The 16,751-nt window shown below is 34.2% G+C and carries 14 protein-coding genes and 3 tRNA genes; 7 read left to right on the top strand and 10 right to left on the bottom strand.

Annotation, left to right across the window (positions count from 1 at the left end; all coding sequences use genetic code 11):
* Positions 1 to 39 precede the first annotated feature (39 nt).
* The 3 genes from asd to A9G28_RS03970 all read right to left on the bottom strand — a co-directional run bounded on the left by asd (position 40) and on the right by A9G28_RS03970 (position 1,566).
* On the bottom strand, positions 40 to 1,143 hold the full coding sequence (asd, locus tag A9G28_RS03980; RefSeq protein ID WP_065579833.1) for an aspartate-semialdehyde dehydrogenase: 1,104 nt from the start codon (positions 1,141 to 1,143) through the stop codon (positions 40 to 42).
* Between the two features lie 259 nt (positions 1,144 to 1,402).
* A tRNA-Pro gene (locus tag A9G28_RS03975) sits at positions 1,403 to 1,479 on the bottom strand.
* Between the two features lie 11 nt (positions 1,480 to 1,490).
* Positions 1,491 to 1,566: transfer RNA gene (locus A9G28_RS03970), tRNA-His, on the bottom strand.
* Between the two features lie 518 nt (positions 1,567 to 2,084).
* Between A9G28_RS03970 and A9G28_RS03965 the strand changes: the two genes are divergently transcribed.
* Positions 2,085 to 2,765, top strand: coding sequence for a response regulator transcription factor (locus A9G28_RS03965; protein WP_065568294.1), 681 nt, complete (start codon positions 2,085 to 2,087; stop codon positions 2,763 to 2,765).
* 17 nt (positions 2,766 to 2,782) lie between these two features.
* On the top strand, positions 2,783 to 4,081 hold the full coding sequence (locus A9G28_RS03960; protein ID WP_065579832.1) for an ATP-binding protein: 1,299 nt from the start codon (positions 2,783 to 2,785) through the stop codon (positions 4,079 to 4,081).
* 3 nt (positions 4,082 to 4,084) lie between these two features.
* Here the strand turns inward: A9G28_RS03960 and A9G28_RS03955 are convergent, their stop codons facing one another.
* On the bottom strand, positions 4,085 to 4,837 hold the full coding sequence (locus A9G28_RS03955; protein ID WP_065579831.1) for a M15 family metallopeptidase: 753 nt from the start codon (positions 4,835 to 4,837) through the stop codon (positions 4,085 to 4,087).
* Between the two features lie 173 nt (positions 4,838 to 5,010).
* Between A9G28_RS03955 and A9G28_RS03950 the strand changes: the two genes are divergently transcribed.
* From A9G28_RS03950 to A9G28_RS03940, 3 genes are all read left to right on the top strand, one after another.
* Entirely contained in the window at positions 5,011 to 6,129 is a 1,119-nt protein-coding gene (locus A9G28_RS03950) for a bifunctional tRNA (adenosine(37)-C2)-methyltransferase TrmG/ribosomal RNA large subunit methyltransferase RlmN (RefSeq protein WP_442903050.1), read from the top strand.
* A gap of 29 nt (positions 6,130 to 6,158) precedes the next feature.
* A complete protein-coding gene (locus A9G28_RS03945; protein ID WP_065568243.1) occupies positions 6,159 to 6,767 on the top strand; it encodes a hypothetical protein in 609 nt (202 codons plus the stop codon).
* Positions 6,768 to 6,834: 67 nt separating this feature from the next.
* Positions 6,835 to 7,410, top strand: a complete 576-nt coding sequence (locus A9G28_RS03940) for a manganese efflux pump MntP (protein WP_065579830.1) — start codon at positions 6,835 to 6,837, stop codon at positions 7,408 to 7,410.
* Between the two features lie 171 nt (positions 7,411 to 7,581).
* On the opposite strand, the gene A9G28_RS03935 is transcribed toward A9G28_RS03940, so the two are convergent.
* The 5 genes from A9G28_RS03935 to A9G28_RS03915 all read right to left on the bottom strand — a co-directional run bounded on the left by A9G28_RS03935 (position 7,582) and on the right by A9G28_RS03915 (position 14,300).
* Complete coding sequence (locus A9G28_RS03935; protein ID WP_065579829.1) at positions 7,582 to 9,711, bottom strand: AAA family ATPase; 2,130 nt, start codon at positions 9,709 to 9,711, stop codon at positions 7,582 to 7,584.
* A 14-nt stretch (positions 9,712 to 9,725) separates the two neighbouring features.
* On the bottom strand, positions 9,726 to 11,357 hold the full coding sequence (locus A9G28_RS03930; protein WP_065579828.1) for a hypothetical protein: 1,632 nt from the start codon (positions 11,355 to 11,357) through the stop codon (positions 9,726 to 9,728).
* Positions 11,358 to 11,731: 374 nt separating this feature from the next.
* The gene (groL, locus tag A9G28_RS03925; protein ID WP_065568239.1) at positions 11,732 to 13,378 is read right to left on the bottom strand and encodes a chaperonin GroEL; all 1,647 of its coding nucleotides are present in this window, start codon (positions 13,376 to 13,378) and stop codon (positions 11,732 to 11,734) included.
* Positions 13,379 to 13,424: 46 nt separating this feature from the next.
* Positions 13,425 to 13,718: a co-chaperone GroES gene (locus A9G28_RS03920; RefSeq protein WP_034915350.1), complete on the bottom strand. Its 294-nt coding sequence runs from the start codon at positions 13,716 to 13,718 to the stop codon at positions 13,425 to 13,427.
* 147 nt (positions 13,719 to 13,865) lie between these two features.
* On the bottom strand, positions 13,866 to 14,300 hold the full coding sequence (locus A9G28_RS03915; protein ID WP_065568238.1) for an FxsA family protein: 435 nt from the start codon (positions 14,298 to 14,300) through the stop codon (positions 13,866 to 13,868).
* 158 nt (positions 14,301 to 14,458) lie between these two features.
* Between A9G28_RS03915 and A9G28_RS03910 the strand changes: the two genes are divergently transcribed.
* A tRNA-Phe gene (locus tag A9G28_RS03910) sits at positions 14,459 to 14,534 on the top strand.
* Positions 14,535 to 15,000: 466 nt separating this feature from the next.
* On the opposite strand, the gene A9G28_RS03905 is transcribed toward A9G28_RS03910, so the two are convergent.
* On the bottom strand, positions 15,001 to 15,771 hold the full coding sequence (locus A9G28_RS03905) for a hypothetical protein (protein ID WP_065579827.1): 771 nt from the start codon (positions 15,769 to 15,771) through the stop codon (positions 15,001 to 15,003).
* A 375-nt stretch (positions 15,772 to 16,146) separates the two neighbouring features.
* Here A9G28_RS03905 and A9G28_RS03900 point away from each other — a divergent pair, with 375 nt between their 5' ends.
* Entirely contained in the window at positions 16,147 to 16,746 is a 600-nt protein-coding gene (locus A9G28_RS03900) for an inovirus-type Gp2 protein (RefSeq protein ID WP_065568236.1), read from the top strand.
* Positions 16,747 to 16,751 lie beyond the last annotated feature (5 nt).

The raw sequence follows: 16,751 nt of genomic DNA, 5'->3' as shown, positions 1-16,751 counted from the left end.
TAAAGCCCAACAAATCGGGCTTTACTTTTTATATCTAGTTTAAGCTAAAATGCGTAACATTCTACGCAATGGTTCAGCTGCCCCCCATAATAATTGGTCACCGACAGTAAAAGCTGATAAATAATCTTTGCCCATCTTAAGTTTACGTAAGCGGCCTACAGGCGTTGTTAAAGTGCCTGTTACTGCGGCAGGAGTAAGCTCTCGCATCGAAATTTCACGTTCATTTGGAACAACTTTAACCCAATCATTATGGGAAGCAAGTAGTTTTTCAACTTCTGGCACGCTAATATCTTTTTTCAATTTAATCGTAAACGATTGACTATGACAACGTAATGCGCCAATACGGACACAAAGTCCATCAACTGGAATAATCTCGTCAGTCCCTAAAATTTTATTGGTTTCAGCTTGGCCTTTCCATTCTTCTTTACTTTGCCCATTATCAAGTGCTTTATCAATCCAAGGGATCAGACTACCTGCTAATGGCACACCAAAATTATCAGTTGGTAAACTACCGTCACGCATTTTTTGCGTCACTTTTCGCTCAATATCTAAAATAGAAGAATTAGGATCCTGTAGTTCTTTAGCAACCTCCGCATTTAACATCCCCATTTGGGTAAGCAACTCACGCATATGACGCGCACCGCCACCAGAAGCCGCTTGATAGGTTGAAACCGATACCCAATCAACTAAGTTTTCAGCAAATAATCCACCCAGTGACATCAACATTAAACTTACCGTACAGTTACCGCCAACAAAGGTTTTAATTCCTCTATCTAAAGCAGTATGGATGTTAGCTTTATTAATAGGATCAAGCACGATAATCGCATCATCTTCCATTCTAAGTGTTGATGCTGCATCAATCCAATAACCTTGCCAACCTGTTGCACGCAATTTTTTATAAATTTCAGAAGTATAATCACCACCTTGGCAGGTAACAATAATATCTAATGCTTTCAACGCATCAATATTATCTGCACTTTGTAATATCCCTGTCTTACCGCCAAAAGTAGGCGCAGCTTGACCCGCTTGAGATGTAGAAAAGAAAACAGGATTGATATAATCAAAATCGTGCTCTTCAACCATACGTTGCATAAGAACGGAACCAACCATTCCGCGCCAACCGACAAAACCGACATTTTTCATATTTTATTTCCAATAATTAGCGTTTATATAAAGAGATATTTATTATTAAAACAAAATATCATCATAAAACAAGCCAGATAAGAATTATTATTGTAAATAAGGAGATGATAACATGACATTATATATTAATACGATATTTAATCAAAATAACAAAAATTGAGAGAGGAACTGGTTTCAAAGGTTTGTAATAAATTTAATAAAAATATCAGGCAAGGGCTGAAAATAGCTAAATGCTAACAAGTAGAATTTTATTTAAAAATGGTCGGCGAGAGAGGATTCGAACCTCCGACCCACTGGTCCCAAACCAGTTGCGCTACCAAGCTGCGCTACTCGCCGTTATAAGTTAATGGGGTGGCTAATGGGATTCGAACCCACGACAACTGGAATCACAATCCAGGGCTCTACCAACTGAGCTATAGCCACCATAGAAGCAGGACGAAATATTACGCATAAAAAACAATATTGTCCAGCATATTTTTAAAAAAATACGCCAACTGGTTATATAAAAAGCGTTAAAAGTATAAAATTTAATTACTTTCAATGCAAACTTACTGCTTACTAATAGCTAGCGTTCTTTTTAACTACACTAAATAGCTACACTAAATTTTTCTTGCCTAATTACTTGTTGTTTCAATTTTTATCTCCATATTTTATTCATAAAGTATAGGTCTTTAAAAATATTACTTCACTGTATCTTTACTTAGAATTAATTAGTGCGCTGGCATAACCAATACTCAATGCCACTTATTAACTTGATTTGAAAATATATGCTGTAACATAGAGCTACTTTAAAAACTATTTATATTATTAATAATAGTAAATTACATTATCATTACTCGTTCAAAAATATGTAATATTTTAGTAAAGGAGCCTGACTTTTTTTTTATTATTGCAATAATGTAAAAACCTAAAATTAGATAACAATGGCGATTGCGATTATGATAAATATTTTATTAATTGATGATGATATTGAACTATCACAAATGCTTAGTGAATATTTGACTAATGAAGGTTTCAATATCAAGAGTGTTTATTTGGGTAAAGATGGTATTGATGAAGCATTGTCAGGAAAATACCGTGCTGCAATTTTAGATGTGATGTTACCTGACATTAATGGTATTGATGTCCTTAAAAGCATACGGCAACAGCGTAATATGCCAGTTATTATGTTAACGGCCAAAGGCGATAATATTGATCGCGTTTTAGGATTAGAATTAGGCGCTGATGATTATATCCCAAAACCTTGTTATCCGCGTGAGTTGTTAGCCCGATTACGTGCTGTTTTACGTCGTTTTGATGAACGTTCAGTAGAAACAGTTGATGATAAAAAATACCATTTTAATGGCTTAACCTTAGATCTTCCCCAACGTTTATGCACGTGGAATGGAAAAGCTATTGATTTAACATCAACCGAGTTTAATTTATTAGTTTTATTAGTAAAACATAGCGAGCGGGTAGTAACTAAAGAGGAGTTATCAGAGATCGGTCTTGGCCGAGCACGAGAACTTTATGATCGTAGTGTTGATGTTCATATTAGTAACATTCGACAAAAACTACATCAGATAGCACAAAATGATGTGACAATTGAAACAATTAGGGCTGTCGGTTATCGTATCCGCTAACAACCAATAGGCTTGCTATGAATCGTCGATTATTTTGGAAAATACTCATTATATTTTGGGTTATCTTCTACCTCACTTTCCAATTAACTTGGATTGCATTTTCTGTTTATGTAGAAAATAAAAATCAAAAATTTCTGAATCATATGCCGACAAAAGTGGATATGATAGCCCAGCTATTACATGTAGCAGGCGAAGATGAGACGCTTAATTTTATAGCCCATTTACCTGAACGAGAAAGGGCTTTATTATCAATAAAATTAGTTTCTCCAATCAATGAGCAAGTCAATATTTTGACCGACGAATTAGAAACACCAACCTATGTCTATCAACGCATGGCTGTCGCGCCTGATGGCACGCTTTATTCTATTTCATTTAAAGAAGATAAGGATAAAGATGATAAAAAGACATTATTCAATATGCCAATGCCAATTGTGTTAATGGGAATATGTGTTGGGCTAGCTTTTAGCTTGTTTTTGGCATGGAATCTAACTAGACCCATGCGGTTATTAAGACAAGGTTTTTTTCGCGTATCTCAGGGTGATCTTTCTGTTCGATTATTCCAAAAATTAAAACCTAGGCGTGATGAGCTTAGCGAATTAGGTAAAGATTTTGATATGATGGTTGAGCAACTTAATATTCTTATCTCAGATCGTCAAGCTCTTCTTCATGATGTTTCACATGAGCTAAGAACACCACTTGCTCGTTTGCAACTAGCGATTGGGCTTGCTCAACAAAACAAACAAAATATTGATACCGCATTAGCTAGAATCGAATTAGAGTCAGAACGATTAGATCAGCTAATCGGTGAGATTCTAAACTATTCTCGTGCTGAAATGAATAATCGTACCGATGAATATTTTGATTTAAAAGACTTAATAAGTGTAGTAATTAATGATGCTAACTATGAGGCTAATCATCAGCTCATTGATGTGCATTTCAACTTATCGCCCGTTGCTCATTCTATTGTTAAAGGTAACTCAGAGCAAATTCGCCGAGCTATAGAAAACATTATTCGTAATGCGATTCGCTTCTCTAAAGCTGGACAAGCTGTCGAAGTTTCATTAAAAGAAGCAGGCAAGTATTTACAAATTGAAGTTAAAGATCGTGGGCCTGGTGTAGAAGCTAATAAACTATCGAGTATTTTTGAGCCATTTGTCCGTATCCAGTCTCCTCAATTAGGCAAAGGTTACGGGTTAGGCCTTGCGATTGCAAGAAAGACCGTTATTATGCATAACGGCACTATTCAAGCAACCAATCGTGATGGTGGTGGATTAGTTGTAACAATCGAATTGCCTTATTGGAGAAGCAGTAATTAACGATTAATAACAGTCGCTATTAATGGTGAGCACGTACTGTTTAACTAGACTTTCTAGCTTAATTTTATCGTGACCTATAAAATCTAAAGTTTTTATAATAGCGTCTGGATCACTTTCTAGTATCGCTTTGTACTGCGCAATATATTGGCTAGCGATGGGCTTGTAGGACCAATGCCATTCTTCGGGTTGATATCCGCCTTTTCGCCCCTCATTAAATGCTTGGCAAAATCCATATTTGGGTAGGTTTTCTTGCAACCATTTGTAAAGAATGATGCCCTTTTTATCATTTTTAAAATATGCAGATGAAACGCTAGTAATATCAATATCTGTACCCCAGTGGTGCCTTGATGTGCCTGGCATTGATGAGTATTTTAAAATCTCTCGGGCAATTTTCTCTGGGTCATTGAGCTTATGAGATAAAGCATCCCATTTTCGTTGCCAAATCCCGTTTTGGTAAGCGTAATTACGTGTTGCACTTACCACAATAAAAGGAATATTGGGGTGATCTTTTTTGAAGTCTTTAAACGCTTTTATTAGCTGATCAGCAACTTCTTTTTGTAAATACATTCCCTTTTTATTAACTGGTAATTGAGTTAAATCCAATGCAATAAAATCACTATCTTTTTTTTCATCAAACTGCCCTGTTAGTTTATTTAATGGAATTGTTTGCGCCATGGTAATACTCGAACATAAAATTAACGTTAATGATGAGATTAAAATAAGAAGTGTTTTTAAATTTATTAATTTACTTTTCATTTTAAATATTACATATATTCTTTATAGTAAGATGAGATGAAAAACAGTATAATCTTTTTCCTAAAAATTGAAATAGCCATAATGTGTAAAAACGAGGCCTTATGTCAACACTATGTACGTCAAATATGTCTGTAAATTTATCAGATACTTCAAACTCAATAAATCTAACCACAATGAACCCAAGTAAAGAAAAAGTAAACTTACTCAATTTTACACGCCAACAATTAAGAGCGTTTTTTATTTCACTAGGTGAAAAACCATTTAGAGCCGATCAAGTGATGAAATGGATCTACCATTTTGGGGTAGATGATTTTGACCAAATGACCGATATCAATAAAAAGCTAAGAGAACAACTAAAAACGTTAGCTGAAATTAAAGCGCCAATGATTGCAATGGAGCAACGTTCATCTGATGGCACAATTAAATGGGCGCTTGATGTGGGCAATAACCAAATGATTGAGTCGGTTTATATTCCAGAACGTGATCGTGCAACATTATGTGTTTCATCACAAGTTGGTTGTGCATTAGAATGTAAATTCTGTTCTACCGCACAACAAGGATTTAACCGAAACTTAACCGTTTCTGAAATTATTGGCCAAGTATGGCGCGCATCAAATGCTATTGGTGTAACAGGCAAACTGGCGGATAGACCAATTACCAACGTCGTTATGATGGGGATGGGAGAGCCGTTACTTAATTTATCTAATGTAGTGCCCGCGATGGAAATTATGCTAGATGATTTTGGCTATGGTTTGTCAAAAAGGCGTGTAACACTATCCACCTCAGGGGTTGTTCCTGCTTTAGATAAGCTCGCGGGTATGATTGATGTGGCACTGGCGATATCACTTCATGCGCCTAACGATACTATTCGCAGTGAAATCATGCCAATTAATGAAAAATACAATATGACTATGTTGCGTGATTCAATTTTACGCTACCTTTCTTGTTCAAATGCGAATCATGGAAAAGTTACTATCGAATATGTATTACTTAATCAAGTTAATGACGGTGTTGAACACGCACACGAACTTGCTAAATTCCTAAAAAATGTACCAAGTAAAATTAACTTAATTCCTTGGAATCCGTTTCCTGGTGCGCCTTATTCTCGTTGCTCTAATTCGCGTATCGATCGATTTATGAAAACATTGATGGGATATGGTTTTACTGTAATTGTTCGAAAAACGCGCGGTGACGATATTGATGCCGCATGTGGCCAATTAGCTGGTGAAGTTGTTGATCGTACCAAAAGAACGCTGTATAAAAAACAAAGCTTGGTGCAACAAACATTATAAAGGAAAAAAACAGCAAAAAGGGGAAGTTGATGAAAAGAAGCTTGATATTAAACTGTTTTGCTCTGATCATTTTATCTGGTTGTCAAATCAAAAACAGCGATGAATTTGATCCAGAAAAAGCCGCTTTAGCAAGAATGCGCCTTGGGTTAGGCTATCTTGCCAACGCAAATGGATCTGAAGCTAATGTCAAAGCAGCACATTATAACCTCAAATTAGCGGCACAATACTCACCAAATAACCCACAAATTATGCTAGCAATGGCAATGTTTGATCAACATGTTGGTGAATACGAGGAAGCCGAGATGATCTATAAGCGCATTATTTTTATGCAACCTGGTAATGGATTATATCATGTGCATTATGGCTCTTTTTTATGTGGGCGAGATCGTTACCAAGAAGCACAGCAACAATTTAAGCAAAGTCTTGATTTAGATCGCCACCGTTGGAAAGCTGATACCTATGAACAATATGGATATTGTGCTATCCAAAATAATGATAAAAAAACAGCTGAGTTAATGTTTAAGCAACTTTTTCAATACGACGCAAATCGGCGTGATAATGTGAAAAAAATAGCTGAGATTTATCAGAAAAAGGGCGATATGAAAGTTGCCAATTATTTGTTTTCAGTCACAAAATAGTAAGCTATAAAATATTATTATTTAAACCGTAATAACATCATCATTATAATTTTTTAAAGAAGATATCATGAGTTTTTGGGCTATTTTATTATTAGCACTGGCTATGTCGACCGATGCCTTTGCTGTCGCTGTATGCCGCGGGGTTTCGCTTAAATCAACCCCATTTTTAGGTGCACTCAAAGTCGGTATTTTATTTGGTGTTGTTGAAGCTATTACGCCAATCCTCGGCTGGTTAGTTGGCTATATTGCACTGAAATATATCGAACAATGGGATCACTGGGTTGTTTTTACTGTCATGTTATTTTTAGGTATTAACATGATTTACAACAGCTTTAAAAAAACTGATGAAGATTGCCTAGAGGATAGAGAAACATCATCAAAAAAATCCTTTCTAATGCTAATTTTTACAGCTATTTCAACCAGTATAGATGCATTTGCTGTTGGTATTGGATTAGCGTTAGCAAGCGTGAATATTTATTGGGCTGCAACAATGATTGGCATAGCAACCTGTTTAATGGTAACGATTGGATTATTATTAGGTAATAAATTAGGCTGTTTAATTGGTAAACGAGCAGAATTTTTAGGCGGTTTAGCGCTTATTATGATTGGCACAATTACGCTTTATCAACATCTATCTAATTAGACTTTCACTTGTTTTCATCTAGTAACATCGCTTAGCTTTTCAAACAGGACTATCATAATAGCATTTATCACGTTAAAGTATCTAATAGATAAGATTGAAACCAATTTAGTTAACTAAACTGTTACCTGTTATAGGTAACAGTTTATGGAAAATACTTCTATTTAAATCTTTTTAAATTTTACAAAATGTCATATCAAAGCTACGAGCCTGTTGATTATAGACCGCTTTAAAGGCACCTTTGTCATGAGGATTTTGCAAAATATGATTGACGATAACTGGTCTAATATTTGCTTTAATATAACCAGGTAATCCTCTCGCACCACGAATTAAATCGTAGTGATCATGACAAAATGAGCTTATGCAAGAATCAGATATTTCTACAGAAAAACCTCGAGGTTGATATGCTTGATTCAATTTGTCAATTTCACGGCGAATAATTCGCTCGATAACGACCATTGGCAAGCGTTTGAAATGGAGAATATTTTCTCGTCCGTTAAAACGATTAAGTAGTTCTGAACGATAAGTGTTATTCAGGTCATTTGTTGCCAATTCACACGCAGCTTCATCAGAAAGGTTTGGATCTAAATAATAAGGTTGCCCGATATTTGAAGTCATAATAATCATAATATCAGAAAAATCGACTGTTCGACCGATATTATCAGTTAATCGTCCATCCGATAAAATCTGTAAAAAGATATTAAATACATCAGGATGTGCTTTTTCAATCTCATCAAATAGATAGATTCCAACTGGTTTTGCTCTAACAGAGTTTGTCAAAATGCCTCCAGCTTCAAATCCTTCATATCCTGGTGGCGCACCAATCAATTTAGCAACAGCATGTTTTTCCATGTATTCAGACATATCAAAACGTACCAATGATTTTTCATCACCATAGACATATTGCGCTAAGGCTTTAGCCATCTCAGTTTTACCTACACCGGATGGACCTAAAAATAGGTAAGACATGGCTGGACCTGATTCTTCTAGCGCATCGACTTTAGCGACTTTTACCGAATTAGCGACATGTTTAACAATATTATCTTGACCAAAAATTCTCGATAATAAATTTGCCTCTAAATTAATCAAGTTTTCAACTTCATTTTCATCTAGTTTGTTTGTAGGTATTCCTGAAACTTTGCTAAATTCAGTGATAACTTCTTGACGGTTAAGCCGTAAATCTTTGTTAGCTAGCATAACCAATTTTTGGTGTTGTTCGTTATTTTGTACTATTTCTGCATCAATCTGTCGAATCTTTTCCTTTAATTTGGTAACAGCCGGTGAGTCAAATCCACCAGCGGTTAGCTGTGCAAAGGTTTTTATTGTTGTTGATTCCGAATTTTTATTATTATCCTCTTCTTCTTGCAATTGGTTGATCTCATCTTGCAATTTAAAGCGTAATGTTTCGGCCTCACGTTGATATTGGTAAGTTTTATTGATTTCTGACTTTAATTCTTGCCAATCTTGTTGCCATTGTTCAAGTTGTTGTTGCAAATCTTGCTTTTCTGTTTCATTGGTACTTTTGGCTATCTTATTCATTAGCTCAATTATTTTAGGATGCTGTTTATGCGTAAGTTGGCGATAACTTGCAAGCGCACGATCAAGTAGAGCAATCGCTCGTTGCGGTTGTGCTCCACCTAAACCTAAACTATCTCGATACTTACTGGTTAAATGTATCGCTTCTTCAACAGCATCTTCATCAACTTCAATTTTATGGTATGCAGATAGCTCTTTAGCAACACTAGAAACAATCGATCTTAAATCATCCCCAATCGGCTCTTTAACATCATAAAGAGTGTAAAGCTCTGGCATGTTTGTACTGGCTTTTAATACATTACTCAATTTATCATCGCGGACTTCTAAAATAACTTGGAAATTATTTGCTTTGTCTGCGTTATTTAATGCATTGATAAAATGAGCATTGCCAGTATTATGTGCTGCTTCTAAAAAATTAGCCGTATCAGTAATAATCAATACTGATTCTGGAGTTTGCATTAGCTTTTTTAAAATACTTTGAAACTCATTGTTTATCTTAGCGCTATCACCACTAGAAAAAAGCGCATCACAATTTAACCAAAACAGTTTTTTTACAATCAAATCAAACGGTGTATCTGGGCTGTTTTTAGCTGCTTGCAAACCAAGGGTAAGCATTGAAACACCAACACCAGCAGGACCTGTTAGCAAAAGTGAATTTGATGATTTTCGTATAAGAATAGATGATATTCTTTCTAAATCATGTTCCCGACCCACTAAAGTAAAATTAGGGTATTGCGCTAAATATTCACGCCCTCTAACTAAATACATTGTGCATTCCTTTATTATAGTTTAAAGGGAGAGGCAGTTTGCGAGCTCTCTTTTTTATTCTCAGATTTTTCTGATAAAACATCACCTGTCACAGCAATAAATTCTCGCGTATCATTTTGAACATCTTTAGACATTCTTTCAATTTCTTCTAAATTTGCTCGCATTGTTTCTAATGCTGAACGTGTAATTTCAGTAGCTTCTTTTTGAGTGTCACCAAATTCTGCTAAGTTCTGTAACATCGCTTCTAAATCATTATTAATTTCATCACGACCTGTTGCGATTCGGATGGCTTCATTTTTAGCTATGTCATTTGTTACTCGTGTCATTTCAGCTAGAGTATTACCTGCCATAGATTGTGCCTCATTAATTGCTGCTGAGTTAACAGCAGTAACCACAACACTAAGTTGTGAAGCAACTGATGCAATTCCTCGTGAATGCATTGCTCTGGCACTTTCAACTTGTTTTTTGGTTGCAGCTTGCATATTGCGAATTTTAATGGCTTCCGTTGTTAATTCACCATAGGTTTGCATGGTATCAACCGTTGCTGTTGATACAGCATCGATATGTTCATCTAAATTGCGTCTAGCTTCATCAAGCTTCATTGATTCTAATAGGTTGTCACCAACATCTTTATGCTCAAGCTCTTCTCTACGTTCGCGGTGAACTTTCTCAACTTTTTTAGTCGCTTCGTTCATAATGGCATAAATTTGTATCATATTGCCATTATTATCGCTAAGCCCTTCTATTTGTTTAACCATTTTTTCAAGGTGATTACGAATTGCACCAAAACGTTCTTTGCCTTGATTAACAAATTTTAATGCCGATTCAACCATATCAGCTTGGCGTAATGTATGCTGTTCTGAAGTTAGGTTCAGTAACTCCTTTAGTTTTTCAACATCGATTGAATCCTTGCGTTGCTCGTGACGTTGTGCAATTTCTATCTGAATATCACTTAATTCTTTTTGTTTATTTTGTATTTGCTGTTGTAACTGTACAATAGTTTCCTCATTAGCAGTGATTTTAGCTTGTGATGCAACTTTAATTTTTCCTAAACCAAAAAATTTCCTATCATTTTGTAACAAAACGATTTCTTTTTGCAAATTAGTTATTTTCTCTTCAATACTAGTAATTTCGCTTTGCACGCTTGCTTGTTGCGCTATCTTTTCTTCATCCCATTGTTGATCCGCTTTTATTTGCGCTAAAGCATTTCGAGTCTCACCATTTTGGCGTAAGTTATACAGTGCGTCTGTAAGTTCAGTAAGTGGTTTAATTTTTTCAATAAAGTCATTAAGGTCATTATTAAAGTCAGAATATACCCGCTGTAACTCAGCGAATACTTCGGTATCAGTCATTTCGATGCGCTGTTTAGACATCTCTTCTGAAATGGATTGTAGATATTCTTTAAATGTATCAAATTCTTGAATTTTGGCTCTATCAGCTTCTTTATTATCAGTAAATTCTAAAATATGAGTGACTTCTTCTACTTTCTGTTCAAGTGAAAGATTATCTGAAAAAATAACTTTAAAAAAAGTATTTTGTTGAATATTTGAAAGCGGATTTTCTACTTTAGTGCTTTTTTGTCGTTGCCTAACTGAAGAATCATTTTGTTCAGTGCTAGTTACTTTTCTCTTAGAAGATACACTCATTGTTTTTTTCCTTATTATTTAGCTATTTTAAATCCTATTTCAAATGAAAAGGAGAAAGTTTGGAATAATTAATTTACTCCTATAGAAAAGACAAATGCCATCTTTTCATCATGTTATTATCTATTTAACAGTTTATTTTGACAAGTAAAACTGCTATTGATAATAAAAAAGGAAAATGAGCAACACATATAATTTAAGCCATTTACTGACATATGAAAGTATTATCAAGCTTTATATTTAACTTTAATCAATTTAACGGCGTATTTTTAATTTGTTTTATTTGGTACAAATAAGGAAAGAAATTAATAAGAAAAAACCACTCGCATGAACGAGTGGTTTATATTGATAAGTTTAAGGAGTAGCAACAGATGAGATTACATCATTCCGCCCATACCACCCATGCCGCCCATACCACCAGCAGCACCTAAATCAGCTTTATCATCTTTAGGTAAATCAGTAACCATACATTCAGTAGTAATCATAAGGCCGGCAACAGACGCTGCGTATTGTAATGCACTACGAGTTACTTTAGTTGGATCTAAGATGCCCATTGCAATCATATCACCATACTCTTCAGTTGAAGCATTGTAACCATAGTTACCTTTGCCACCTTTAACCGCATTAACCACAACTGATGCTTCTTCACCACAGTTAGTCACGATTTGACGTAATGGCGCTTCCATTGCACGAAGAGCGACTTTTATACCTACATTTTGATCTTCGTTAGCACCTTTAAGTTCTAAAATCGCTGATGCAGCACGAACAAGAGCAACACCACCACCAGCAACAACACCTTCTTCAACTGCTGCACGAGTAGCGTGTAACGCATCTTCTACACGCGCTTTCTTCTCTTTCATTTCAACTTCAGTTGCTGCACCAACTTTAATTACTGCAACGCCGCCAGCTAATTTAGCAACGCGTTCTTGAAGTTTTTCTTTATCATAATCAGAAGTTGATTCTTCGATTTGTTTACGAATTTGTTCAACACGCGCTTTAATTAAAGACTCTTCACCAACGCCATCAATAATGGTTGTATTGTCTTTATTGATAACAACACGTTTAGCTTGGCCTAAATCTTCAAGTGTTGTTTTTTCAAGCTCTAAACCAATTTCTTCTGAAATTACAGTACCAGCAGTTAAGATTGCAATATCTTGTAACATAGCTTTACGACGATCACCAAAACCAGGTGCTTTAACAGCTGCAACTTTAACAATACCGCGCATAGTATTTACAACTAAAGTCGCTAATGCTTCGCCTTCAACATCTTCCGCAATAATTAATAATGATTTACCTGCTTTAGCGACCGCTTCAAGCACTGGCAATAATTCACGAATATTAGAGATTTTTTTATCAGCTAATAAAATATATGGGCTATCTAATTCAACTGTTGCTGTTTCAGGTTTGTTAATGAAGTATGGTGATAAGTAACCACGATCAAATTGCATACCTTCAACAACATCAAGCTCATCTTGTAAACCTGTACCATCTTCAACAGTAATAACACCTTCTTTGCCTACTTTTTCCATTGCTTGAGCAATTAAAGTACCAACGGTTTCATCAGAGTTAGCTGAAATGGTACCAACTTGTGCAATTGCTCTAGAGTCAGCACAAGGAGAAGATAATTTTTTAAGTTCTTCAACAGCTGCAACAACGGCTTTATCAATACCGCGTTTTAAATCCATTGGATTCATACCTGCAGCAACAGCTTTTAAACCTTCATTAACAATTGCTTGAGCAAGTACAGTAGCAGTGGTTGTACCGTCACCCGCTGCATCGTTTGCTTTTGAAGCCACTTCTTTAACCATTTGTGCACCCATATTTTCGAATTTATCTTCTAATTCGATTTCACGAGCAACAGAAACCCCATCTTTAGTAATAGTTGGTGCGCCAAATGATTTATCTAATACTACATTACGCCCTTTTGGACCTAAAGTTACTTTAACTGCATCGGCTAATACATTAACACCTTGAAGCATTTTGATGCGAGCATCGTTACCAAATTTTACATCTTTAGCTGCCATCTTCGTATTTCTCCTAAATTCTGTCTATAGTTTAATTATTTGCCAGTTATGCTTGAACAATGGCTAAAATATCGCTTTCTGATAAGATAAGCACTTCTTCGTTATCGATTTTTTCTGTTTTAACGCCATATCCTTCGTTAAAAATTACGATATCACCCACTTTCACATCTAATGGCTGTACTTGACCATTTTCTAAAATGCGACCATTACCAACAGCTAAAACCTCACCTCGTGTTGATTTACCAGCAGCTGAACCTGTTAACACGATACCACCCGCTGATTTTGATTCTACTTCTTTGCGTTTAATGATCACGCGATCATGCAATGGACGAATTTTCATTAGTTATCTCCTAGCACTAATTTTAATTAAAACAATTATTATCAATAAATCATGCAATTATGATTTTCAAATGTAGTGCAAACTATATGGGGACAATTTTAAATTCTTCAAGGGAAGAAAACTAAAAAAAGTCTAATTGATTATTTATCAATCATCTTTACGTTTGAATTCACCTTCAATAATATCACTATCTTGATAATGTGTTTGCGATGATGAAAATTGAAATCTCATCGGTATTTTTCGAACTATAAATTCTACAATATAATCTTGAACACGGGGAATTAATAAAATTGCGCCAACAATATCAGTTAAGAAACCAGGAATAAGTAAGAAAAAACCAGAAAAAAGCAAAGATACACTTTTTATAATTTCAGCTTTAGCACTTTGATGATTAGCGATTTTTTGTTGCATAATACTTAGATTTTTCAAACCTTGTGTTTTAACTAATGAAAAACCAAGAATTGACGTTGCAATAATACAGATTAATGCAAGTAAAACACCAATTGAATTTGCAACAGCTATAAAAACACTGATTTCAAAATAAACATAAATAAAAAAGAGAATAAAACCAACAAATCGCATATAACAATCCTATAAGCACAAAGGAATAATATTAGAAATTAGCTATTAATATGAAGATGATTAGCTAATTTTCAACCAAGCAATAAATATTTTTTAAAAAATTTTACAAAAGGGATTGACTGACACTTACAAATCGTGTTTAATGTGCATCCATTGTTGCCCGGATAGCTCAGTCGGTAGAGCAGGGGATTGAAAATCCCCGTGTCCGTGGTTCGATTCCGCGTCCGGGCACCAATCACCAAATTCTAAGACCTGCTTCTAGCAGGTTTTTTATATCTAAAGCCTTTTCAGATAAGACTTTCACTAAGATTCACTACTCAACCGAGTTCAACTGAAATCACCCCAAATCAAGTACAATTTCGGATACAAACCCGGATACATTTGGTTCGATAATGGCGTGTATCCATAAAATGGCCTTGAGGCCTTTGTTTGCAAGGCTTAAGAGAAATCACTTGGATTTGATTTATTTTGAACTAATTTGTAACAATTATTTATTAACATTTCTAACAAAAGCTGTTTGCACAAGACTTCCACCAAGTTTTACTACTCAACCAAACTCAATTGAAGTTACCCTAAATCAAGCACAATTTTGGATACAAATCCGGATACATTTGGTTCGATAATGGTATGTATCCATAAAATGGTCTTGATGGCTTATCTTTACTGGAAAAGATGAAGATCGCTTAGATGTAAAATTTTTTTATCTATATTTTTTGGGAAGATTAAAAAGACCCTCTGGAGGAGAGAATGAAGCATCTTTACCTAGAAGAGGACGCCTATTTTTATTCATTTTTTTTATATTTTCTTCTCTTCTTTTCCTTTCATTAACTAATTTAACTTCTTTTTGAATTAAATTTTCAACAAAGTCTGTTATTGTTTTATTATTTTCTTTTGCTAGTTTCTTTAACTCATCTTTAACTTTAGATTCCAAATAAATATTTAATACTTTTTTCCCTTTTACTTTACCTCTATATTTCTTTTGCTCCCAATTTTTTTTCATCTTAATTTGAAGAAGTTCTTTACTTTCTTGAGAAGAACTCCAATCGTCAAAAATATAATGCGCTATATAGTACAACTCACTAAGTTCCATATGGACTAAATCAGTGATTGCGGTGAAATCATAATTATTTGAATTTATTTTCCTTCTAATATGCATATAAAACCAATATACTTGATCTTTGTTTTTAATATCTATCCATTGAAATGGTTTAGTTTTTTTTTCTATTTCATTCCATTCACTTATTAATGAACTAAGGCTAATAGGTGTTTCAGGTGAGCTAAAATAATCACATAAAATTTTGACCCTCAATGAATGGTTATTTGAACATGCTATACTTACTCTTTGCTCTTGTGAAAAGCTATCCAAGAAATTATCTCGTAATTTTTGCAATATCCAAAAACAAGCTCTTGGGTTTTTTTTTAAGTAATCTGTTTGATATTTAAATCTTTCTTCTTCAATATTCATTTTCATAATATTTTACTCTTATTCTTCCCTATTTTTGTATCTGTATGATTTTTAAACCACTAATCAATATAAATAATTATATCTATTTTTATGTTTATATTCACGTATATTTTATTGAGCATATTTACACTCATTTTTATGTTTAATTTTACGTAGTGATTTGTTATTTAATAATTATAAGTAAAATTAAATTAATATTAATAATCAATTAGATAAATTTCAATTTTTATAATTAAGGTTAATTAATATTATTCTATAAAAGAAAATTATTAGATATATAACATTAATATTATGTTATCTGAGTACATCATCAGTTACTAAGACAATAAAAAAATAATCTTGCCTCTTATCAAATAACTCTAATTTGATAAGGGAAACTAAATGCAAAATAAAAATTTTAATATTGATAAACAACTCAATGGTCAACTCATTGCACATCTAAATCATCTACAAAACAAATACTCAAAAATATTACCTATTAGAGCTGATATTCATTATGCTAAAGATGATGAATTAAGTACTGATATCGAAACAACAAAAAATGAAATAACATTTTTCCTCTGGCAAGCTATGCAATTTGAACTTGATATTGTAGGGTATGCTGTTGTTATGGAATTCAATCAAAATGAACATATCCATTTCCATTCTATTTTTTATGTAAACGGACAAAAAAGACAAAAGTACTATCCAATTTATGCTGTATTGGAAAGATTATGGCATGAACTGACTAATGGTTACTTATATGACTGTCAGCGCAATAATTATCGTATCAACGGGTTAAAAATGATAAACCATCATGATCATGAAGCATTTTGTTCGACATGTTATATGCTCAGTTATTTAGCTAAAACAGAACAAAAAGAGCCTTTTAAAAGACGTTATAGTGATTGTCTCTTTTTAAGCGAAGTTCTTCCACCTAGCCATCGAGGAAAGCCTAGAACACTTGGTGTAAGTAAATTTTTAATACCCTCCTCTATTTAATAACA

The organism is Gilliamella sp. Fer1-1 (assembly GCF_001690825.1).
In the GTDB taxonomy this organism is placed as follows: Bacteria; Pseudomonadota; Gammaproteobacteria; order Enterobacterales; family Orbaceae; genus Gilliamella; species Gilliamella apicola_C.
The sequence above is the reverse complement of the archived record's forward strand: the minus strand, read 5'-3'. Positions and strand labels throughout refer to the sequence as shown.

Coding starts and splice junctions, on each gene's coding strand:
- groL (WP_065568239.1), bottom strand. CDS start 13,378: ATGGCAGCTAAAGATGTAAAATTTGGTAACGATGCTCGCATCAAAATG.
- A9G28_RS03905 (WP_065579827.1), bottom strand. CDS start 15,771: ATGAAAATGAATATTGAAGAAGAAAGATTTAAATATCAAACAGATTAC.
- A9G28_RS03935 (WP_065579829.1), bottom strand. CDS start 9,711: ATGTATTTAGTTAGAGGGCGTGAATATTTAGCGCAATACCCTAATTTT.
- A9G28_RS03960 (WP_065579832.1), top strand. CDS start 2,783: ATGAATCGTCGATTATTTTGGAAAATACTCATTATATTTTGGGTTATC.
- A9G28_RS03915 (WP_065568238.1), bottom strand. CDS start 14,300: ATGCGATTTGTTGGTTTTATTCTCTTTTTTATTTATGTTTATTTTGAA.
- A9G28_RS03950 (WP_442903050.1), top strand. CDS start 5,011: ATGAACCCAAGTAAAGAAAAAGTAAACTTACTCAATTTTACACGCCAA.
- A9G28_RS03930 (WP_065579828.1), bottom strand. CDS start 11,357: ATGAGTGTATCTTCTAAGAGAAAAGTAACTAGCACTGAACAAAATGAT.
- A9G28_RS03945 (WP_065568243.1), top strand. CDS start 6,159: ATGAAAAGAAGCTTGATATTAAACTGTTTTGCTCTGATCATTTTATCT.
- A9G28_RS03955 (WP_065579831.1), bottom strand. CDS start 4,837: ATGAAAAGTAAATTAATAAATTTAAAAACACTTCTTATTTTAATCTCA.
- asd (WP_065579833.1), bottom strand. CDS start 1,143: ATGAAAAATGTCGGTTTTGTCGGTTGGCGCGGAATGGTTGGTTCCGTT.
- A9G28_RS03940 (WP_065579830.1), top strand. CDS start 6,835: ATGAGTTTTTGGGCTATTTTATTATTAGCACTGGCTATGTCGACCGAT.
- A9G28_RS03920 (WP_034915350.1), bottom strand. CDS start 13,718: ATGAAAATTCGTCCATTGCATGATCGCGTGATCATTAAACGCAAAGAA.
- A9G28_RS03900 (WP_065568236.1), top strand. CDS start 16,147: ATGCAAAATAAAAATTTTAATATTGATAAACAACTCAATGGTCAACTC.